The 21,617-nt window shown below is 70.8% G+C and carries 18 protein-coding genes; 14 read left to right on the top strand and 4 right to left on the bottom strand.

The window, feature by feature from the left end; all coding sequences use genetic code 11:
* Nucleotides 1-195: 195 nt before the first annotated feature.
* The 5 genes from HHX30_RS30310 (at nt 196) to HHX30_RS30290 (ending at nt 4,620) form a co-directional block, all read left to right on the top strand.
* Nucleotides 196-1,308 (top strand): glycosyltransferase family 4 protein, encoded by a 1,113-nt coding sequence (locus HHX30_RS30310; protein ID WP_169986020.1) that lies wholly within the window; start codon nt 196-198, stop codon nt 1,306-1,308.
* 276 nt (nt 1,309-1,584) lie between these two features.
* The gene (locus HHX30_RS30305) at nt 1,585-2,598 is read left to right on the top strand and encodes a TerC family protein (RefSeq protein ID WP_169986018.1); all 1,014 of its coding nucleotides are present in this window, start codon (nt 1,585-1,587) and stop codon (nt 2,596-2,598) included.
* Nucleotides 2,599-2,737: 139 nt separating this feature from the next.
* Nucleotides 2,738-3,397, top strand: a complete 660-nt coding sequence (locus HHX30_RS30300) for a phosphatidylserine decarboxylase (protein WP_169986066.1) — start codon at nt 2,738-2,740, stop codon at nt 3,395-3,397.
* Nucleotides 3,384-4,223 (top strand): CDP-diacylglycerol--serine O-phosphatidyltransferase, encoded by an 840-nt coding sequence (gene pssA, locus HHX30_RS30295; protein WP_169986016.1) that lies wholly within the window; start codon nt 3,384-3,386, stop codon nt 4,221-4,223. Before HHX30_RS30300 ends, pssA begins: the two co-directional genes overlap by 14 nt.
* 100 nt (nt 4,224-4,323) lie before the next feature.
* Nucleotides 4,324-4,620, top strand: a complete 297-nt coding sequence (locus tag HHX30_RS30290) for a hypothetical protein (RefSeq protein WP_030507339.1) — start codon at nt 4,324-4,326, stop codon at nt 4,618-4,620.
* Between the two features lie 46 nt (nt 4,621-4,666).
* Here the strand turns inward: HHX30_RS30290 and menC are convergent, their stop codons facing one another.
* From menC to HHX30_RS30270, 4 genes are all read right to left on the bottom strand, one after another.
* Nucleotides 4,667-5,767: an o-succinylbenzoate synthase gene (gene menC / locus HHX30_RS30285; RefSeq protein WP_169986014.1), complete on the bottom strand. Its 1,101-nt coding sequence runs from the start codon at nt 5,765-5,767 to the stop codon at nt 4,667-4,669.
* A gap of 54 nt (nt 5,768-5,821) precedes the next feature.
* Complete coding sequence (locus tag HHX30_RS30280; RefSeq protein ID WP_211592748.1) at nt 5,822-7,228, bottom strand: gluconate:H+ symporter; 1,407 nt, start codon at nt 7,226-7,228, stop codon at nt 5,822-5,824.
* A 149-nt stretch (nt 7,229-7,377) separates the two neighbouring features.
* Entirely contained in the window at nt 7,378-8,022 is a 645-nt protein-coding gene (locus HHX30_RS30275) for an MBL fold metallo-hydrolase (protein ID WP_169986012.1), read from the bottom strand.
* Entirely contained in the window at nt 8,019-8,909 is an 891-nt protein-coding gene (locus HHX30_RS30270; protein ID WP_169986010.1) for a maleylpyruvate isomerase family mycothiol-dependent enzyme, read from the bottom strand. Before HHX30_RS30270 ends, HHX30_RS30275 begins: the two co-directional genes overlap by 4 nt.
* Nucleotides 8,910-9,180: 271 nt before the next feature.
* Here HHX30_RS30270 and uvrA point away from each other — a divergent pair, with 271 nt between their 5' ends.
* The 9 genes from uvrA (at nt 9,181) to tpiA (ending at nt 21,617) form a co-directional block, all read left to right on the top strand.
* The gene (gene uvrA, locus HHX30_RS30265; RefSeq protein ID WP_169986008.1) at nt 9,181-12,021 is read left to right on the top strand and encodes an excinuclease ABC subunit UvrA; all 2,841 of its coding nucleotides are present in this window, start codon (nt 9,181-9,183) and stop codon (nt 12,019-12,021) included.
* Between the two features lie 164 nt (nt 12,022-12,185).
* The gene (locus HHX30_RS30260) at nt 12,186-12,626 is read left to right on the top strand and encodes a Rieske (2Fe-2S) protein (protein WP_169986006.1); all 441 of its coding nucleotides are present in this window, start codon (nt 12,186-12,188) and stop codon (nt 12,624-12,626) included.
* A 382-nt stretch (nt 12,627-13,008) separates the two neighbouring features.
* On the top strand, nt 13,009-14,964 hold the full coding sequence (gene uvrC / locus HHX30_RS30255; RefSeq protein WP_169986004.1) for an excinuclease ABC subunit UvrC: 1,956 nt from the start codon (nt 13,009-13,011) through the stop codon (nt 14,962-14,964).
* A gap of 238 nt (nt 14,965-15,202) precedes the next feature.
* Nucleotides 15,203-16,072, top strand: coding sequence for an RNase adapter RapZ (gene rapZ / locus HHX30_RS30250; RefSeq protein WP_169986002.1), 870 nt, complete (start codon nt 15,203-15,205; stop codon nt 16,070-16,072).
* Between the two features lie 282 nt (nt 16,073-16,354).
* Nucleotides 16,355-17,314: a uridine diphosphate-N-acetylglucosamine-binding protein YvcK gene (yvcK, locus tag HHX30_RS30245; protein WP_169986062.1), complete on the top strand. Its 960-nt coding sequence runs from the start codon at nt 16,355-16,357 to the stop codon at nt 17,312-17,314.
* 63 nt (nt 17,315-17,377) lie between these two features.
* The gene (gene whiA / locus HHX30_RS30240; protein WP_169986000.1) at nt 17,378-18,358 is read left to right on the top strand and encodes a DNA-binding protein WhiA; all 981 of its coding nucleotides are present in this window, start codon (nt 17,378-17,380) and stop codon (nt 18,356-18,358) included.
* Nucleotides 18,359-18,645: 287 nt separating this feature from the next.
* The gene (gene gap / locus HHX30_RS30235) at nt 18,646-19,650 is read left to right on the top strand and encodes a type I glyceraldehyde-3-phosphate dehydrogenase (protein ID WP_169985998.1); all 1,005 of its coding nucleotides are present in this window, start codon (nt 18,646-18,648) and stop codon (nt 19,648-19,650) included.
* Nucleotides 19,650-20,837 (top strand): phosphoglycerate kinase, encoded by a 1,188-nt coding sequence (locus HHX30_RS30230; protein ID WP_169985996.1) that lies wholly within the window; start codon nt 19,650-19,652, stop codon nt 20,835-20,837. Before gap ends, HHX30_RS30230 begins: the two co-directional genes overlap by 1 nt.
* Nucleotides 20,838-21,617: a triose-phosphate isomerase gene (gene tpiA / locus HHX30_RS30225; RefSeq protein ID WP_169985994.1), complete on the top strand. Its 780-nt coding sequence runs from the start codon at nt 20,838-20,840 to the stop codon at nt 21,615-21,617.

Genomic DNA, 21,617 nt, shown 5'->3' with positions numbered 1-21,617 from the left:
GCCGGATCCCGCGGAACTCATGCTGGACCTCAACTGGTCGAGCGAGCAGGGCGGTGACCCGGCGGCACCTCGGGTGCATCAGCAGTCTCACGACTACCGACACAAGGATGGTGCACCAGTGAGCGAGCGTAGCGAGCGAGTAGATGAGTACGGTGCCTGGCGAATGCCACTTCGAGCCGCAGGCGAGGAGGAGGCATGAGCCGGATAGTGCTCGTGCTGGGGTCGAGCGTGGGGGGTGTGGGCCGGCACGTGCGGATGCTCGCCGGCGGGCTGGTCGGGCGGGGGCACCGGGTGCTGGTCGCGGGCCCCGGCAGCACCGAGGAGGCCTTCGGCTTCACCGGCACCGGCGCGGGCTTCGCCGAGGTCGAGATCGCCGACCGGCCGCACCCCGCGCACGACCTGCGGACCGCCCTGCGCCTGCGTAAGCTCGCCCGCGGCGCGGACGTCGTCCACGCCCACGGGCTGCGGTCCGGGGCGCTTGCCGCGCTCGCCCTCACCGGGGCGCGGGGATGGCCGCGCCTCGTGGTCACTCTGCACAACGCGGTCACGGCGGGCGGGGCGATCGGGACGGTCTACCGGCTGCTGGAACGGATCGTCGCCCGGCGCGCGGACCGGATTCTGGCGATCTCGCCGGACGTCGCGGAGCGCATGCGGGCGAGGGGCGCACGCGGGGTGGACCTCGCGGTGGTGCCCGCGCCGCCGCTCGCGGAACCCGCCCGCCCGGCTGAGAAGGTGCGGGCCGAGATCGTCGCCCGGCTGTCCGGCTCGGCGGCCGCGACACGGGCCGCGCGGGAGCGGCCGATCCTCCTCACGGTCGCCCGGCTGGCCCAGCAGAAGGGCCTGGAGACGCTGCTCGACGCTGCGGCCGGGCCGTACAAGGGGGATCCGGTCTTCGTGATCGCGGGCGACGGGCCGTTGCGCGCGGAGCTTCAGTCCCGTGTCGACGCCGAGGAACTGCCCGTGGTCCTGTACGGCTGGGCCGACCCGGCCGACCTGCTTCAGGTCGCGACGGCGGTGATCGTGCCCAGCAGATGGGAAGGGCAGCCGCTGAGCGTCCAGGAGGCGCTGCGGGCGGGCAGGCCGATCATCGCGACCCGGGTGGGCGGCATCCCGGAGATGGTGGGCGATGCGGCCCTGCTGGTGCCGCCGCAGGACCCGGGCGCGCTGAGCCGGGAGATCGGCCGCCTGCTCGGCGATCCCGCCCTGGCCGCCCGCCTGGCGCGGGCCTCCGTACGCCGGGGCCGGGAACTGCCCGACGAGGACGCGGCGCTGCGTGCGGTGCTCAGGGCGTACGGGCTGGCGTCGTAGCGGTGATCGGGGTGGCCGGAGGGTGCGAATATCCTCCCGCGCCGGTGACAGAAGACCGTCGGCCCGGTGAGCCACCGCTGGTTCGGCCGAGGATCGCCGACGTTCCGGCAAGGATTAGGTGAGGCTAAGTCTGATCCATATACTGGACGGGTTGGGGGGGAGTATCCCTTCGCGGCGGTTCCGTCATCACGGTGTCAGCACCCGGGGCCGTCGGTCCGTGCGCGTACGGGCGGGAGAGACCTCCGGCAGTGTGTTCAGCGCGCGCCGGAGGTAATCGTGGTACATGCACCCCTGTGGTTGTGGGCCCTGGTCATCGTGGGTCTCCTCGTTGTGGTCGCCGTCGACCTGTGGATCGTGGATCGGGGTGAACCACGCGAGTTCTCGATGCGGCAGGCCGGCATCTGGGTGGGCTTCTACGTCTGCCTGGCGGTGCTGTTCGGCATCGGGTTAACGATTTGGGAGGGCCCAGGGACCGGTGGCGAGTTCTTCGCGGGCTATCTGACGGAATACAGCCTCAGCGTCGACAACCTGTTCGTCTTCTACATCATCATGACCCGCTTCGGGGTGCCCCGGATCTACCAGCACAAGGTCCTGCTCGTGGGCATCGTCCTCGCGCTCGTCATGCGCGGGATCTTCATCGCCATCGGGGCCGCCGCGCTGAGCCGCTTCGGCTGGCTGCTGTACGCGTTCGGGTTCTTCCTGATCTACACGGCGTACACGCTGATCCGGGACCACAACAAGGATGACGAGGAGTTCAACGAGAACATCCTCCTGCGCTGGGCCCGGCGGGTCTTCCCGACCACGCCGGACTACGTCGGCTCCCGGGTGACCGTGCGGGTGGACGGCAAGCGCATGGTGACGCCCATGCTGATCGTGATGATCGCGATCGGCACCACCGATCTGCTGTTCGCCCTCGATTCGATTCCGGCCATCTTCGGTCTCACGAAGGCGGCGTTCATCGTGTTCTCCGCGAACGCGTTCGCCCTGATGGGACTGCGTCAGCTCTACTTCCTGCTCGGCGGTCTGCTGCAGCGGCTGGTCTACATCAGCTACGGATTGGCGTTCATCCTCGGTTTCATCGGGGTTAAGCTGATTCTCGAAGCACTTCACGAGAACGAGGTCTCCTGGGCTCCTCAGATCCCCATCTGGGTGTCGCTGGCAGTCATCGGCGTGACCATGGCCGTGACCACCGTCGCCAGTCTCATCAAGGCTCGCCGCGACGACAGGACCACCACTCCGGCGGAAGCCTCGCAAGCGGAGGCCTCTCAGGCGGAAGCCCCGCAGGGCTAGCGAAAACGGGCACTCACCCTGTTTGCTTGTTCTCGTTGTGCCACACATTGACTGCCGGATCGGTAATATCGATCGTTAGCTCGCATGCCGGTCCATAGTCGCCAGAAGAGTACAAAGGTCATCTGTGTCCAACGAATCGTTGCCCCGCGGCCCTGAATCCGGGCTCGCGGGAAGTGCCCGGGGACGAGTCAGGCTCGCACGCGGGGTGTCCCCGTGGCTGGCTCCGACCGCCGCGGCGGCGGCCGTCACCGCCGTTCTCACCCGAAGGTCGCCCCGTTGGGCGCTGGCCGCGGCGCCACTCGCCGCCCTGACCGGCGGGATGCTCTGGTTCTTCCGCGATCCCGAGCGCGTGCCCGGCGAGGGCAGGATCATCTCTCCCGCCGACGGCGTCGTGCAGAGCATCGACCCCTGGCCGGACGGCCGGACCCGGGTCGCGATCTTCATGAGTCCGCTGAACGTACACGTCAACCGGGCGCCCACGGCCGGCACGGTCACCTCGGTCGAGCACGTGCCCGGCGGCTTCGTGCCGGCCTTCAACAAGGACAGCGACAACAACGAGCGCGTCGTCTGGCATTTCGACACCGTGCTCGGGGACATCGAGATGGTCCAGATCGCCGGCGCCGTCGCGCGCCGCATCGTGCCGTACCTGTTCGCGGGTGCGAAGGTCGTCCAGGGCGAGCGGGTCGGGCTGATCCGATTCGGCTCCCGGGTGGACGTCTACCTGCCCGAGGGCATCAGGCCGGCGGTCACCGTCGGCACCCGGACCGTCGCGGGGGTGACACGTCTTGACCACGTCTGACCTCGGAGCCGAAGCCTCCTGGCCGGTGGAGGAGGCGACCGAGGAGCCACGCGGGCCCGTCGGCAAGGCCTTCCGCCTGTCGGCCGCCGACTCCCTGTCGCTCGGCAACGCCCTCAGCGGCTTCCTCGCCGTCTGCGTGCTCGCCTGGTCGGCGATCAGCGACCTGCAGGCCAGCGGCAAGTTCGCCCCCGACCCGCGCTTCTTCGGCACCGCCGTGGTGCTGCTGCTCATCGGCGCGACCTGCGACCTGTTCGACGGCCTGGTGGCGAGGAAGTTCCGCGCGTCCGCGATGGGCGCCGAGCTGGACAACCTCGCCGACGTGATCAGCTTCGGCTTCGCGCCCGCCTTCATGGTGATGATCTGGGCCGGCTTCTCCGGAAAGCTCCCGCTGTGGCTGGTGCTGTGCGCGGCCGGGTCCGTCCTGCTCGCCGGCGTGGTACGGCTGGCCCGCTTCGCCTGCGTGAAGACCAAGAGCGGCGACTTCATGGGCCTGCCGATCCCGATGGGCGCCATGACCGTGGTGTCGATCGTGCTGCTCTTCCAGCCGAACTACCTCACGATCGCCGCCATCTTCGGGGTGGCCTGGCTGATGGTCAGCCGCATCGAATACCCCAAGCCGAAGGGTAATCTGGCGGCCGTCGTGCTGGCCTGGATGCTGATCAACGTGGCGTGCCTGACGATCTGGGCGGCCGGTCTCGCCGGCGGCGACCAGCTGATCAAGGTGGGCGCCACGATGCAGATCGCGATCGTCTCAGCGATTCCGCTTCGGGTTCTCATGTTCAAACAGCAGCAACGCAGGGAACGACGCTCGGAGAACGCGGGCTGACGTCGTCGCACGGACAGGGCCCCGGTCGGCTGGGGCCCGCCACCTTGGGCCCGGCCAATCCTGTGGAGAAAACGCCTAGTCCAATGGAGCCCTGGTCGCCATGCCTCGTGAGCACACCCGGACGTACTTCCTCGGCAAACTGGCCCGCGAGCTTGAGCTGCGGGGACTGGAGGCGTCCCTGCGCCCCGACCCGCCGTCGCTGAAGGTCCGCGACCCGGACGCGGCGCTGTTCACCGAGACCGTCGACTGCGTCGCGATGTCGGACGGCTGGTTCTACCGCTGGTCCTGGGGCGACGTGGTGGAGAGCGCGGAGGAGCCCGCTCTCGCGGCCGACCGCATCGTCAAGGTCTTCACCACCGGCGAGCCCCGGCCGCATCCTGCCCTCGGCGACGCCTGACGGGTCGCTTCCTGCCCTCGGCGACGCCTGGTGGTCGCATCCTTCCTTACAGGCGGATCCACTCCGTCGCCGTGGTGACCTCGTCCAGGACGTCCGGAACAGGGTCCACGCCCAGCCCAGGGCCGTCCGGCACGTCGAGGTGCCCGCCGTCGAGCTCGAACGGCGGGGTCACGTCCGTGTGGAAGTAGCGCCGGGAGGCGGAGGTGTCGCCCGGGAGCGTGAAGCCGGACAGCGCGGCCAGCGCGACGTTGGCGGCCCGGCCGATGCCGGTCTCCAGCATGCCGCCGCACCAGACCGCGACGCCGTGGGCGCGGCACAGGTCGTGGATGCGCCGGGCCTCCAGGTAACCGCCCACCCGCCCCGGCTTGATGTTGATCACCGAGCAGGCGCCGAGGCTGATCGCCGCCGCCGCGTGGGCGGCGGACTCGATCGACTCGTCCAGGCAGATCGGGGTACGGACCGACCGGGCGAGCCGGGCGTGTTGAACGAGGTCGTCGTCGGCCAGCGGCTGCTCGATCAGCAGCAGGTCGAAGTCGTCCAGCCGGGCCAGGTGCCGGGCGTCCGCGAGCGTGTAGGCCGCGTTGGCGTCCACCTGGAGCAGCAGCTCCTCCCCGAACCGCTCGCGGACCGCGCGGACCGGCGCCACGTCCCACCCCGGCCCGATCTTCAGCTTGACCCGTACGTACCCCTCCTCGACGTACGCTCCGACCGTGTCGAGCAGTTCGGCCACCGAGCCCATGATCCCGACCGAGACGCCGCAGGGGACGCGGTCGCGGGTGGCGCCGAGGTAGCGGGCGAAGGACTCGCCGGTGATCCGGAGCGACGCGTCGAGCACCGCCGCCTCCAGCGCCGCCTTGGCCATCCGGTGACCCTTGAACGGCGCGAGGGCGGGACCGACGGCCTGGGGGTCCAGTCCGCGGGGCAGCGCGGGGATCAGGAAACGCCGCAGCACGTCGGCCGCCGCGTCCACGTACTCGGAGGAGTAGAGCGGCTCGGACATCGCCACGCACTCGCCCCAGCCCTCGGCCTCCGGCGTCACCACCCGCACCAGCAGGACGTCGCGTGCGGTCTCGGTGCCGAACGACGTCCGGAACGGCGCGACGAGAGGCATCGCGATCCGGCGCAGTTCGATTCCAGTGATCTCCATGAGGTGCCCGGCTCCAGGGAAAGGACGGTTTGCGCCGTTCACTATACGGACGTCTCAGACCACCAGCCCGAGCAGGAGCACGCAGCAGAACGACACCACGGAGATGACCGTCTCCATGATCGACCAGCTCCTGATCGTCTCGCCGACCGACATCCCGAGGTACTCCTTGACCAGCCAGAACCCGGCGTCGTTCACGTGGGAGAAGAACAGCGACCCGGCGCCGATGGCGAGCACGAGCAGGGCGACGTGGGCGGGGGACTGACCGGCGGCCAGCGGCGCGGCGATCCCGGCGGCGGAGATCGTGGCGACGGTCGCGGAACCGGTGGCCAGCCGGATGCCGACGGCGATCAGCCAGCCGAGCACCAGCACGGGTACGCTCGCGCCCTGCGCGGCCTCGCCGATGACCTTGCCGACGCCCGAGTCGACCAGGGTCTGCTTGAAGCCGCCGCCCGCGCCGACGATGAGCAGGATTCCGGCGATCGGCGGCAGCGAGTCGGCGATCGCCGAGGAGATCCGGGCCCGGCCGAAGCCCGCGGCGCGGCCCAGCGTGAACATCGCCACGATCACCCCGATCAGCAGGGCGATCAGGGGAGTGCCGAGGACCTCGAACAGGGTGCGCACCGCGTGGTCCTCAGGCAGGACGATCTCCACGACGGCCCGGCCCAGCATCAGCACGACCGGCAGCAGGATCGTGGCCACCGTGACGCCGAAGCCCGGCCGGGGGCGCTCCCAGTCCTCCGGTTCCGCGTCCTTCGTCTCCGGGGTCTGTTCGCGTTCGAGCCGCTCCGGCGGCGCCGGTCGCACCCACCGGGCGGCGAGCCTGGCGAACAGCGGGCCGGACACGATCACGGTCGGGATCGCCACCAGCAGGCCCAGCCCGAGCGTGAGCCCGAGGTCCGCCTTGAGGGTGTCGATCGCGACCAGCGGCCCGGGATGCGGGGGCACGAGGCCGTGCAGGACGGACAGGCCCGCGAGGGCGGGGACCGCGATCAGCAGCAGCGGACGGCCGCTCCGCCGGGCCACCAGCAGGATGACGGGGATCAGCAGGACCAGCCCGATCTCGAAGAACATCGGCAGTCCGATGAGCACCGCGATCAGCGTCACCGCCCATGGCAGCGCCCGGTCGCCGCTGCGGCGCAGGATGCCGTCGACGATCTCGTCGGCCCCGCCCGAGTCGGCCAGGAGCTTGCCCAGCATCGCCCCGAGGGCGATGAGCACGCCGACTCCGGCGACGGTCGAGCCCAGACCGGCGGAGAAGCTGTCGATCAGCTTGTCGGGGGCCATGCCGGCCACCAGGCCGAGCACGCCCGAGCCGAGCGCGAGAGCGAGGAACGGGTGGGTCCGCAGCTTGGTGATCAGCAGCACGATGACCGCGATGCCGGCCAGAGCGGCCACGATGAGGCGGGTGTCGTGGCCGCTCCATGCGGCCGCGCCGGCGAGGGGGGTCATGAGGGGGGTCATCCGGGGGCTCCTCCGACGGTCCGTGCGGTAGCCGCTGCCCCGCAGGAGCCCTCCGAATCACGCAGACCACGCGGCCCCGTTCGGGACGGAACCGCGGCGCCGGGACGAGCCGGCGCCCCTGGGCGGGACGCCGGCCGTACCGGCGTCCGTCACCAGCCGCGGGCTTTCCACTCCGGCAGGTGCGGCCGCTCGGCGCCGAGGGTGGTGTCCCTGCCGTGGCCGGGGTAGACCCAGGTCTCGTCGGCCAGCCGGTCGAAGATCCGTTCCACGACGTCGGTGAACAGCTGCTCGAACCGGGCCGGGTCCTTCTGCGTGTTGCCGACGCCGCCGGGGAACAGGGAGTCGCCGGTGAACAGGTGGCGGTCCCGGTAGAGCAGCGCGATCGAGCCGGGGGTGTGGCCGCGCAGGTGGATGACGTCCAGCGTCACCACGCCGACCGTCACCCGGTCGCCGTGCTCGACCTCCCTGGTCACCTTCACCGGCAGTTCGGGGGCGTCGAGTGGGTGGGCGACGGTCTGAGCTCCGGTGGCCCGCGCGACCTCCTCCAGGGCCATCCAGTGGTCGGGGTGCCGGTGGGTGGTCACGATGGCGCTGATCGGCATGTCGCCGATGAGATCGAGCAGCCGGTCGGGCTCGGCCGCCGCGTCGATCAGCACCCCGTCGCCGGTCTCCGCGCACCGCAGCAGGTACGCGTTGTTGCCGAAGTCGCCGACCTCGATCTTCGAGATCGTCAGCCCGGGGACCTCGCGGACGTCGGCGGGCCCGTCCTTGGTGACGTTTCCGGTATAGGTCATGATCGTTCCTCTCTGGGTTCCCGGCTCTGGTTCCCGGCGGGTGGCCAGGACGACGGTGGTTCGGCGGGCAGGCCCGCGGGGGACGGCTTCGGCCAGGGTGGCGGGGACGGCGGCCCCCCGGCCGCGTCGCGCTGGGGGTGCGCATCGGGAGTGTCGCGCCGGAGGCGGGCATCGGGAGCGTCGAGCCGGGGAGGCACCTGTGGTGCACCGAATCGCAGGCCCGCGCCGTCGGTCCTGCCCGCGAGCCACGCGAGCAGCTCGCGCGGTGTCCCCTCCACGACGGGGCCGTCGCCGAGACCCGTCCAGGTCCGTACGACCTCGCCGGTGCCCGGCTCGCGGGCGACGACCTCGCCCGCCGGGCTCTCACTGCCGAGCCAGAGCATCGTGTCGTGCAGCTCTCGTCTCACGTACGTCTCGGGCCAGTCGGCCCATCCGTAGCCTGCCCCGAGGTCGGCGTGGTGCACCTCGACCTCCCTGAGCCGCCGGATCGGGACGTACCAGGCGGGGTGGTCGGGCGGGTTCATCCCCGAGACCAGCGCGGTCCACGCCGCGGCGGGCATCCGCCGGACCGCCGCCGCGAACCGCCCGGCGCTGTCGCGGAGGTCGGCGAGCTGCTCGGCGGCGGGGCGGGCCGCCCCCGCCTCGATGTCGGCCTCGCGGGCCCGCGCCGAGGCGTACTGCGGGGTGCGCACCCCCGTGCACGCCCAGGACAGCAGGTTGACGTAGCTGTCGGCGTTGCGGGCGACGTGCGTGAGCACGTGGCCCCTCGTCCAGCCGGGCAGCAGGGAGGGCGCGCGGAGATCCTCGTCGGTGAGGCGGGCGGCGGTCGCCAGCAGGCGCCCGGTCGCCTCGGCGAGCTCCCGCTCGATCTCGTCGATAACGGACATGGAGAGAATCATGGCCCCTGGCACCCCCGGCTGCCGTCCCCGTACCCGCCAGGGAAGAGGACGGCGCCCGCGGCGGTTGTATGAGCAGGGGTTTCCTGCGGATGGCAGGCATCGGTTTGACGAAGCTCATACCCTGGTTCACGGAGCGTGTCCCACACAGCACGCGGGGCCGCCCCCTCCGGCCGCCGCACGATGCCCCCCGAAATTGTCGGTGGCTCTGGATAGCCTGCCCGTGCACCTCCATTCACCTCATCGACCTATCGGGACCACCGTGGCTGACCGCCTGATCGTGCGTGGCGCACGCGAACACAATTTGAAGGACGTCTCGCTCGACCTCCCGCGAGACGCTCTGATCGTCTTCACCGGACTGTCGGGCTCCGGCAAGTCCAGCCTGGCCTTCGACACGATCTTCGCCGAGGGACAGCGGCGGTACGTGGAGTCCCTGTCCGCGTACGCCCGGCAGTTCCTGGGTCAGATGGACAAGCCCGACGTCGACTTCATCGAGGGCCTGTCCCCGGCCGTCTCCATCGACCAGAAGTCCACCAGCCGCAACCCCCGTTCGACCGTCGGCACGATCACCGAGGTCTACGACTACCTGCGCCTGCTGTGGGCGCGCATCGGCAAGCCGCACTGCCCGCAGTGCGCGCGCCCGATCGCCCGGCAGACGCCGCAGCAGATCGTGGACCGTGTGCTCGAACTGGAGGAGGGCACCCGGTTCCAGGTCCTCGCCCCGATCGTCCGCGGCCGCAAGGGGGAGTACGCCGAGCTGTTCCGCGAGCTGCAGACCAAGGGCTACGCCCGGGCCCGCGTCGACGGCACGATCGTGCGGCTGGAGGAACCGCCCACCCTCAAGAAGTACGAGAAGCACGACATCGAGGTGATCGTCGACCGTCTGTCGGTCAAGGAGAGCGCGCGGCGCAGGCTGACCGACTCGGTGGAGACGGCGCTGCAGCTGTCCGGCGGCACCATCACGCTCGACTTCGTCGACCTGCCGGACGACGACCCCAACCGTGAGCGCTTCTACTCCGAGCACCTCTACTGCCCCTACGACGACCTGTCGTTCGAGGAGCTGGAGCCGCGGTCGTTCTCGTTCAACTCGCCCTTCGGCGCCTGCCCCGAGTGCACCGGCCTCGGCACCCGCATGGAGGTCGATCCCGATCTCCTCGTCCCCGATCCCGAGCGCACGCTCGGCGACGGCGCCATCAGCCCGTGGGCGAACGGCCACACCAGCGACTATTTCGTACGGCTGCTGGAGGCGCTGGGCAACGGGCTCGGTTTCGACCTCGACACCCCGTGGGAGCGGCTGCCGAAGAAGGCGCAGAAGGCGATCCTGCACGGCCACGACGAGCAGGTCCACATCCGCTACAGCAACCGGTACGGCAGGCAGCGGTCGTACTACACCGACTTCGAGGGCGTGATCCCCTGGGTGCAGCGCCGGCACGCCGAGTCGGAGAGCGACGCCAGCCGCGAGCGGTTCGAGGGCTTCATGCGCGAGGTCCCCTGCCCGGCCTGCAAGGGGCGTCGTCTGAAGCCGGTCTCGCTGGCCGTGACCGTCGGGGACGCCTCGATCGCCGAGGTCTCGGGGATGTCGATCGCCGACTGCGCGAAGTTCCTGTCCGGCCTGCGGCTGTCGGAGCGGGACATGCACATCGCCGAGCGGGTGGTCAAGGAGATCAACGCCCGGCTGGGCTTCCTGCTCGACGTCGGCCTCGACTACCTCACGCTCGACCGCGCCGCCGGCACGCTCGCCGGTGGCGAGGCGCAGCGGATCAGGCTGGCCACGCAGATCGGCTCCGGCCTGGTCGGCGTGCTGTACGTGCTGGACGAGCCGTCGATCGGCCTGCACCAGCGGGACAACCAGCGGCTGCTGGAGACGCTGATCCGGCTGCGCGACATGGGCAACACGCTGATCGTGGTCGAGCACGACGAGGACACGATCGCCGCCGCCGACTGGGTGGTCGACATCGGCCCCGGCGCGGGCGAGCACGGCGGCCAGGTCGTCGTGTCCGGCACCGTGCGGGAACTGCTCGCCAGCGAGGAGTCGCTGACCGGCGCGTACCTGTCGGGCCGCAAGGCGATCACCGTGCCGGAGATCCGGCGCCCGCGGGACAGGAAGCGGCAGCTCGTCGTGAAGGGCGCCCGCGAGCACAACCTCAAGGGAGTGGACGTCGAGTTCCCGCTCGGCGTCTTCACCGCGGTCACCGGCGTCTCGGGGTCCGGCAAGTCGACGCTGGTCAACGACATCCTCTACGCGTCGCTGGCCAAGGAGCTGAACGGCGCGAAGACCGTGCCGGGACGGCACTCCCGGGTTGTCGGCACCGACCTGGTGGACAAGGTCGTCCACGTCGACCAGTCGCCGATCGGCCGTACGCCGAGGTCCAACCCGGCGACGTACACGGGCGTCTTCGACCACGTGCGCAAGCTGTTCGCCGCCACGACCGAGGCGAAGGTCCGCGGCTACCTGCAGGGCCGCTTCAGCTTCAACGTCAAGGGCGGGCGCTGCGAGGCCTGCTCCGGCGACGGCACCATCAAGATCGAGATGAACTTCCTGCCGGACGTCTACGTCCCCTGTGAGGTCTGCCACGGCGCCCGGTACAACCGGGAGACGCTGGAGGTCCACTACAAGGGCAAGACGATCTCAGAGGTCCTCGACATGCCGATCGAGGAGGCGCTGGGGTTCTTCGAGGCGATCCCCGCCATCCGCCGTCACCTGCAGACCTTGCACGACGTCGGTCTCGGTTACGTACGGCTGGGCCAGCCGGCGACCACGCTGTCGGGCGGCGAGGCGCAGCGGGTGAAGCTCGCCTCCGAGCTGCAGCGGCGGTCGACCGGTCGCACGGTGTACGTGCTGGACGAGCCCACCACCGGCCTGCACTTCGAGGACATCCGGCGGCTTCTCGGCGTGCTCAACCGGCTCGTGGACGCCGGCAACACGGTGATCGTCATCGAGCACAACCTCGACGTCATCAAGACCGCCGACTGGATCGTCGACATGGGGCCCGAAGGCGGATCCGGGGGCGGCAGGGTCGTCGCCGCCGGCACGCCCGAGCAGATCGCCCGGGTCGAGGAGAGCCACACCGGCGCCTTCCTCCGGAAAATTCTGGGCGTATGAGTATTCGTCTCATCTTCTCTCCCTACTCTTCTCCTTCCGACCGCGTCATCCTGGACCGGCCACGGGGTGATGGCCGTACCTGAGAGCACACAGGGTGACGCGTCGCGCAGGGGAAGACCCGGGGCCGTGGACGTCCCGGGCCGCCGCATCAGGGAAGGATGAGCATGACGGATACGACACGCCGGGCCGTGATCTTCGGTGCCGGGGGCGCCGGGCTGGCCGTGGCGCTGAGCGCGTGCGGTGCCTCCGACGGGGACGCCACGGCGTCGGCGGACCAGGGCACGTCCCAGGACGGCCAGCCTCAGGCGGCACAGGGCGGGGGCGAGATCGCGAAGACCTCCGACATCCCCCAGGGCGGCGGCAAGGTCTTCAAGGACCAGGACGTCGTCATCACGCAGCCGGAGGCCGGCACGTTCAAGGCGTTCAGCGCGACCTGCACCCACCAGGGCTGCCCGGTCGCCAGCGTCGCGAACAACGAGATCGTCTGCCCGTGTCACGGCAGCAAGTTCAGCGCCAAGGACGGTGCCGTGACCAACGGACCGGCCACCAAGCCGCTCGCGGAGAAGAGCATCACGGTGAGCGGCGACAGCATCACCCTCGCCTAGGGGCGCCGGAGAGCGCGCCGCCGCCTGCCGGACGCGGGGATCCCGCGCCGAGGCGGCGGTCGCCCAACGGCTCCGGCTCCACCGCCCGTGGAACCCTTCGGCGCGCGAACCCCCGGCTCGCGAACCCCGCGCGATGCCGGTCGGGCCGCGTCGAAGAGTTTCTCCCGGGTGCGGGACCGCTGCGGCCGCCGCGGGACGGCAGGTGAAACGTCACGCAGGCAGCCGCGTTAGTGCCCGCCGGGCGCTCGGCGTGGATCGACGGGGCAGGCCGAGAATCTTGATCTACGCCGTAAAGGCCGGCTCGTGTCTCACCACCCCGGGGTCCGCGCGGGCGGCGAGATCGTCGGCCGGGATTGTCGGCGAGGCCCAGTAGTCTTTGGGTGTGGCGGATCCGGCAACCTATCGACCGGCGCCCGGATCGATCCCCGAGTCGCCAGGCGTCTATCGCTTCCGCGACCCGGGCGGCCGGGTGATCTACGTGGGCAAGGCGAAGAGCCTGCGGCAGCGGCTCAACTCGTACTTCGCGGACTTCGCCGGCCTGCACCCGCGGACGCAGACGATGCTCACGACCGCGGCGTCCGTGGACTGGACGGTGGTCGGCACCGAGGTCGAGGCGCTCCAGCTCGAGTACTCCTGGATCAAGGAGTTCGACCCCCGGTTCAACGTCAAGTACCGCGACGACAAGTCGTACCCGTACCTGGCCGTGACGATGGGGGAGGACTTTCCCCGGGTGCAGGTGATGCGCGGGGCCAAGCGGAAGGGCACCCGCTACTTCGGCCCCTACTCGCACGCCTGGGCCATCCGGGAGACCGTCGACCTGCTGCTGCGCGTCTTCCCCGTGCGGACGTGCTCGGCCGGGGTCTTCAAGCGGGCGGGGCAGATCGGCCGTCCCTGCCTGCTGGGGTACATCGACAAGTGCTCGGCCCCCTGCGTCGGCCGGGTCACCCCCGAGGAGCACCGCGCGCTCGCCGAGGACTTCTGCGACTTCATGGCCGGCAACACCGGCCGCTTCATCAAGCGGCTGGAGCGCGAGATGCGCGACGCGGCGGCCGTGGAGGAGTACGAGCGGGCCGCGCGGCTGCGGGACGACATCCAGGCGCTGCAACGGGCCCTGGAGAAGCAGACCGTCGTGCTCGGCGACGACACCGACTGCGACGTGATCGCCCTCGCGGAGGACCCGCTGGAGGCGGCCGTCCAGGTCTTCTACGTGCGCGGCGGCCGGATCCGCGGGCAGCGCGGCTGGGTGGTGGACAAGGTAGAGGAGGCCGCCCCCGGCGAGCTGGTGGAGCAGTTCCTGCTCCAGATGTACGGCGAGGCGACGATCCCCCGCGAGATCCTCGTGCCGGCGCGGCCGCCGGACGAGACCGCGCTGATCGAGCTGCTGAGCGAGCAGCGGGGCTCCCGCGTCGACCTGCGCGTTCCCCAGCGCGGTGACAAGAAGAGCCTCATGGAGACGGTGGAGCGCAACGCCAAGGAGTCGCTCGCCCAGCACAAGCTGCGCCGCGCCAGCGACCTGACCACGCGCAGCCGGGCTCTGCAGGAGATCGCCGACGCCCTCGATCTCGACCAGGCGCCGCTGCGGATCGAGTGCTACGACGTGTCGCACATCCAGGGGGAGAACGTCGTGGCCTCGATGGTGGTCTTCGAGGACGGCCTGGCCCGCAAGAGTGAGTACCGCCGCTTTTCCATCAGGACCGCGGACGGCGACGTCGCCTCGATATACGAGGTCATCTGCCGGCGGTTCAAGCGCTACCTGGAGGAGCGGGCGGAGACGGGCGAACTGGACGCCGACGTGGACGACGCGGGCGAGCGCGAGGCCGGGCACGGGGCCGGGACGCCGATCGACCCGGAGACCGGTCGTCCGCGCAAGTTCGCCTACCCTCCCAACCTCGTGGTGGTGGACGGCGGTCCGGCGCAGGCGGCGGCCGCCCAGCGCGCCCTCGACGAGCTCGGCATCGACGACGTCGCCGTGTGCGGCCTGGCCAAGCGGCTGGAGGAGGTGTGGCTGCCCGGCGACGACCAGCCCGTGATCCTGCCGCGCAGCAGCGAGGGGCTTTACCTGTTACAGCGCGTCCGTGACGAAGCGCACAGGTTCGCCATCACCTACCATCGGACGAAGAGGTCGAAATCGCTCAAAGAGAGCGCGCTCGACCAGGTGCCGGGCCTGGGCCCGGCACGCCGTCAGGCCCTGCTGCGTCACTTCGGCTCGGTGAAGCGGCTGCGGGAGGCGAGCGCGGAGGAGATCCGCGAGGTCCCCGGCATCGGCCGCGCGACCGCCGAGGCCATCGTCGCGGCGCTGCGCGGTGAGAGCCCGTCCCCGGCGGGGCAGGGGTCGTGACGTGCCCGCGCGAGCACGGCGGCATGTCACGTCGCGGCCAGGGCGGCAGGCAGGGCACCATGGGAGTTGCCCGGCATGGCGGTGGCGCGATCAGGTGAAGAGGTGTCATGCTCCGGCACCAGAGAGTCTCCCGCGGGGGACGCGCCAGGTTCCCGGCGGCCGTCCCGGCCGCGGGCGCGGACGCGGATGGGGCTGACATTGGGCGAGCTGACATGGGTGGCAAGGCGGTGAGCGGGCGATGAGCACGACAGAGCCGGCATTCGTGGTGATCACTGGGATGTCGGGGGCGGGGCGCAGCACCGCCGCGAAGTCTCTGGAGGACCTCGGCTGGTACGTGATCGACAACCTGCCGCCGGGGCTGCTGTCCTCGCTCGCCGAGGAGGCCGGCCGGGTGAACATGGCGACCGACCGCGTCGCGGCGGTGGTCGACGTGCGCAGCCTCGCCTTCACCACCGACCTCAACGCGGCGATCGAGGAACTCGACGGGCGCGGCGTCGGTGTCCGGGTGGTGTTCCTGGAGGCGAGCGACGAGGAACTGGTCCGCAGGTTCGAGAACGTCCGGCGGCCCCACCCCCTGCAGGGTGACGGGCGGCTCGTCGACGGGATCGACCGTGAGCGCGGCATCCTGCGCGAGGTCCGCGCCAACGCCGACCTCGTCATCGACACGTCCCTGCTGAACGTCCACGAGCTGCGCAAGAAGATCGTGTCGTTCTTCGGCGGCGAGGACCGGCCCGGGCTGAAGGTCAACGTGGTGTCCTTCGGCTACAAGTACGGCCTGCCGGTCGACGCCGACCTCGTCGTGGACTGCCGGTTCCTGCCCAACCCCCACTGGGTGCCGGAACTGCGGCCCATGAACGGGATCGACGGCGCCGTGCGCGACTACGTGCTCAGCCAGCCGGGTGCCAAGGAGTTCCTCGACGGATACGAGGAGGTCCTCGGCGTCGTGGCCGCCGGATACACGCGCGAGGGCAAGGGCTACGCCACCCTCGCCGTGGGCTGCACCGGAGGCAAGCACCGCAGCGTCGCGATGGCCGAGCAGCTCGGTGCGCGCCTGCGCGAGCGCGGCATGGACGTCCAGGTCAGCCACCGGGACGTGGGCCGCGAGTGACGGCTTCCGGCCGCCGCGCGGCGGGGGCGGTCCCCTCAGGGCGTACGGTGGCGGGCACCGGCCGGTAACGGGTCCGGGCCCGCACCGCGGCCGCTGAGGAGCGCGCCCGGTCCCGGCCGCGGTGACCGGAAGGGCGCGATCGATCAGCACGACGTGAGCGCCACGGCTCCGCAGAGCGGTGCTCGTGGCGCGGCGAGGAGGACGATGAAGGACCCCGCCGCGGAGGCCGCGGACCCCCCCGTCCCTCGACATCCCCCGAAGTCCCCCACCCCCGGCAGTCCGATGTTCCCCCAGCAGTTCGAGACCGCCGCGAGCGGTCCCAGGGTCGTCGCGCTCGGCGGCGGCCACGGCCTCTACGCCTCCCTGTCGGCTCTCAGGACCGTCACCGACGACCTGACGGCCGTGGTGACGGTGGCCGACGACGGCGGCTCCAGCGGACGCCTCAGGCGCGAACTGGGGGTGCTGCCGCCCGGTGACCTGCGGATGGCGCTCGCGGCCCTGTGCGGCGACGACGAGTGGGGCAAGACCTGGAGCGAGGTCGTCCAGCACCGTTTCAGGAGTGAGGGCGAGCTGCACGGCCACGCCGTCGGCAACCTGCTCATCGTCGCGCTCTGGGAGCTGCTGGAGGATCCCGTCGTCGGCCTGGAGTGGGTGGGCCGGCTGCTCGGTGCGCACGGCCGCGTGCTGCCCATGGCCTCCGTGCCGCTCGACATCCAGGCGGAGGTCGAACTGGACGGGCTGATCACGACGGTGCGCGGGCAGGTCGCCTGCGCGCTGACGCCCGGGCGGGTTCGCTCCATCTCGCTGCTGCCGTCCGACCCTCCCGCCTGCCCCCAGGCGATCGAGGCGATCGAGGCGGCCGACTGGGTGGTGTTCGGGCCGGGCTCCTGGTTCACCAGCGTGCTGCCGCATCTCAAGGTGCCCGGGCTCGCCCGGGCGCTGCACGAGACGAGCGCCAGGCGGCTGGTGATCCTCAACCTCGCGCCGCAGGCGGGGGAGACCGACGGCTTCTCACCCGAACGGCACCTGGAGGTGCTCAGGGAGCACGCCCCCGCGCTGCTCGTCGACGCGGTGGTCGCGGACGGTGAGGTGGTCGCCGACCCGAGGGCGCTGGAGAAGGCGGCGGCGTCGATGGGCGGCCGGGTCGTTTTGGCCGATGTGGCCGCCTCTGACGGATCCGCACGCCACGACGGACCACGTCTTGCCGCTGTCCTGGATGAGATTTTCCGCGAGAAGCGGTGATTGCGTGCGCACAAGGTGCGAGAGACTGGCGGGCAGAGTCTGTTTGGGGGAGGACACGCGCTGATGGCCATGACGGGTGTGGTGAAAGACGAGCTGAGCCGCCTTCCGGTGCTCAAGCCATGCTGCCGGAAGGCGGAGGTGTCCACGCTGCTGCGGTTCGCCAGCGGGCTGCACCTGGTGGGCGGGCGCATCGTGATCGAGGCCGAGCTCGACACCAACGCCACCGCCCGCAGGCTGATCAAGGACATCGGCGAGGTCTTCGGGCACAAGGCCGAGGTGCTGGTCCTGGCCCCCGCGGGGCTGCGCAAGGGCTCGCGCTACGTCGTGCGCGTCTACAAGGACGGCGAGGCGCTGGCCCGGCAGACCGGTCTGATCGACAACCACGGGCGTCCCGTGCGGGGGCTGCCCCGGCAGGTCGTCTCCGGGGCCACCTGCGACGCCGAGGCGGCCTGGCGGGGCGCGTTCCTCGCGCACGGGTCGCTGACCGAGCCGGGCCGGTCGATGTCGCTGGAGGTGACCTGCCCCGGCCCCGAGGCGGCGCTCGCCCTGGTCGGCTCGGCCCGGCGGCTCAAGATCCACGCCAAGGCCCGCGAGGTGCGCGGCGTCGACCGCGTGGTGGTGCGCGACGGCGACGCGATCAGCGCGCTGCTGACCCGGCTCGGCGCCCACGACAGCGTGCTGGCCTGGGAGGAGCGGCGGATGCGCCGCGAGGTGCGGGCCACCGCCAACCGCCTGGCCAACTTCGACGACGCGAACCTGCGCAGGTCGGCCCGGGCGGCCGTCGCCGCCGGGGCGAGGGTGCAGCGGGCGCTGGAGATCCTCGGCGACGAGGCTCCCGAGCACCTCGTGATCGCCGGCCGGCTGCGGGTGGAACACAAGCAGGCGTCCCTGGAGGAGCTCGGCCAGATCGCCGACCCGCCGCTGACCAAGGACGCCATCGCCGGGCGCATCCGGCGCCTGCTCGCCATGGCCGACAAGCGCGCCCAGGACCTCGGTATCGCCAACACCGAGGCCAACCTCACCGCCGACATGCTCACCCAGTAGCAGTCCGCCTTCCGGTGCCGTCCCCGGCCGCCGGGGACGCGTCGCCGTGCCGTCCCCGGCGGCCCGATCGCGCTCGGCGTACGCCGGGCCGGCGGTCCCGCGGAACGGGGTACGGCCGGGTCCGCGCCATGGGAAAGGGCCCGCTCACCGGCCTGTCCGGCCTGACACGCCGTCAAAGTACGGCCCGGTGGTCTACACCAATTTGGGTCCGATAAGGTCTGTCATTGAGGTTTAACACAGCCCTGGCGCCGGTACGCCGGCGCACGACGTACGAGGAGATCGGTTCCGTGAGCATCCGCGTAGGCGTCAACGGCTTCGGCCGTATCGGCCGCAACTTCTGGCGCGCTGTGGCGGCCAGCGGCAAGGACATCGAGGTCGTCGCCGTCAACGACCTCACCGACAACGCCACGCTGGCCCACCTGCTGAAGTACGACAGCATCCTGGGCCGCCTGCCGTACGAGGTCAAGGCCTCGGCGGACGAGATCACCGTTGACGGCAAGGCGATCAAGGCGTTCGCCGAGCGTGACCCCGCCAAGCTGCCCTGGGGCGACCTCGGCGTGGACGTCGTCGTCGAGTCGACCGGTCTGTTCACCGACGCCACCAAGGCCAAGGTGCACGCCGACAACGGCGCGAAGAAGGTCATCATCTCCGCTCCGGCGAAGAACGAAGACGTGACGATCGTCATGGGCGTGAACCACGACAAGTACGACCCGGCCGCTCACACGATCATCTCGAACGCCTCCTGCACCACCAACTGCCTGGCCCCGATGGCCAAGGTCATCAACGACACCTTCGGTATCGAGAAGGGTCTGATGACCACCATCCACGCCTACACGCAGGACCAGAACCTGCAGGACGGCCCGCACAAGGACCTGCGCCGCGCCCGCGCCGCCGCGCTGAACATCGTCCCGACCTCCACCGGCGCCGCCAAGGCCATCGGCCTGGTCCTGCCGGAGCTGAAGGGCAAGCTCGACGGCTACGCGCTGCGTGTGCCGATCCCGACGGGCTCGGCCACCGACCTCACGGTCGAGGTCGGCCGCGAGACCACCGTCGAGGAGGTCAACGCCGCGCTCAAGGCCGCCGCCGAGGGCCCGCTCAAGGGCTACCTCAGCTACACCGAGGACGAGATCGTCTCCAGCGACATCGTCACCGACCCGTCGTCCTGCATCTTCGACGCCGGCCTCACCAAGGTCATCGGCAACCAGGTCAAGGTCGTCGGCTGGTACGACAACGAGTGGGGCTACTCCAACCGCCTCGTGGACCTCATCGAGTACGTGGGCGCCTCCCTCTGATGATCGGAATCGACGAGCTCGACGTGAAGGGCCGGCGCGTGTTCGTGCGCGCCGACCTCAACGTCCCCCTCGACGGGGAGACGATCACCGACGACGGCCGCATCCGGGCGTCGGTGCCGACGATCAGGAAGCTGGTCGAGCGCGGCGCGAGGGTCGTCGTCGCCGCCCACCTCGGCCGCCCCAAGGGCTCGGTCACGCCGAAGTACTCGCTCGCCCCGGTCTCCCGGCGGCTGGCCGAGCTGCTCGGTGAGGACGTGGCGTTCGCCGCCGACGTGGTGGGCGAGTCCGCGCAGAGCGTGGTGGCGGGCCTGCAGGACGGGCAGGTCGCCCTCCTGGAGAACCTGCGCTTCGAGCCGGGCGAGGAGTCCAAGGACGACGCGGTCAGGGGCGAGTTCGCCGACAAGCTGGCCGCCCTCGCCGAGCTCTACGTCGGCGACGGCTTCGGCGCGGTGCACCGCAAGCACGCCAGCGTCTACGACCTGCCCAAGCGGCTGCCGCACGCGGCCGGCGACCTGGTCCTCGCCGAGGTCGAGGTGCTGCGCAAGCTCACCGAGGACCCGGCCAGGCCGTACGTCGTCGTGCTGGGCGGCGCGAAGGTCTCCGACAAGCTCGGCGTGATCGCGAACCTGCTGTCCAAGGTCGACCGCCTGCTCGTCGGCGGCGGCATGGCCTACACCTTCCTGAAGTCGCAGGGCCACGAGGTGGGCAAGTCGCTGCTGCAGGAGGACCAGATCGACCAGGTCAAGGGCTTCCTCGACGAGGCGGCCTCCCGCGGGGTCGAGCTGGTGCTGCCGGTGGACGTGCTGGCCGCCACGGAGTTCGGCGCCGACGCGCCGTACGAGGTCGTGGACGCCACCGCGATTCCGGCCGACCGCGAGGGCCTGGACATCGGTCCCCGCACCCGGGAGCTGTTCGCCTCGAAGCTGGCCGACGCCCAGACGGTGTTCTGGAACGGCCCGATGGGCGTGTTCGAGTTCGAGGCGTTCTCCGGCGGCACCCGCGCGGTGGCCGAGGCGCTGGTGAGCTCCGAGGCGTTCACCGTGGTCGGCGGCGGCGACTCGGCGGCGGCCGTGCGCAAGCTCGGCCTGCCCGAGGACGGTTTCTCGCACATTTCCACCGGTGGCGGCGCGAGCCTCGAGTATCTCGAAGGCAAGACGCTGCCCGGACTCGCGGCGCTGGAGGAGTAGATGGCTCGCAAGCCGCTGTTCGCCGGCAACTGGAAGATGAACCTCAACCACCTCGAGGCCATCAACCTGGTGCAGAAGCTGGCGTTCACGTTGACCGACCGCGACTACGACAAGGCGGACGTGGCGGTCATCCCGCCGTTCACCGACCTGCGTAGCGTGCAGACGCTGGTGGACGCGGACAAGCTCCGCATCACCTACGGCGCGCAGGACCTGTCGACGCAGGACTCCGGGGCGTACACCGGGGAGATCTCCGGGGCCATGCTGGGCAAGCTCGGCTGCACGTACGTGCTCGTGGGGCACTCGGAGCGGCGGCAGTACCACGCCGAGGACGAGGCGCTGTGCAACGCCAAGGTCAAGGCCGCCTACCGGCACTCGCTGACGCCTATCCTGTGTGTGGGTGAAGGGCTGCCGGTGCGTCAGGAGGGCCGCCACGTCGAGCACACGCTGGCGCAGCTCGACGGCGCACTGGAAGGCGTCCCCGCCGAGCAGGTGAAGTCCATCGTGATCGCGTACGAGCCGGTCTGGGCGATCGGCACCGGCGAGGTCGCCACGCCGAAGGACGCCCAGGAGGTCTGCGGCGCCATCAGGACGCGACTCGCCGAGCTCTACGGTGACGATGTGGCCTCTGTTGTCCGTATCCTTTACGGTGGCTCGGTGAAGTCGGACAACGTCGCCGGCATCATGGCGGAGGCCGACATCGACGGCGCCCTCGTGGGAGGGGCCAGCCTCGACGCGGTCGAATTCGCCAAGATCTGCCGATTTGGCGAGACCGCCGGCTAG

The organism is Microbispora sp. H10836, assembly GCF_012999525.1.
Classification (GTDB): domain Bacteria; phylum Actinomycetota; class Actinomycetes; order Streptosporangiales; family Streptosporangiaceae; genus Microbispora.
Note: the sequence above shows the minus strand (reverse complement) of the source record. Positions and strands in the feature narration are given on the sequence as shown.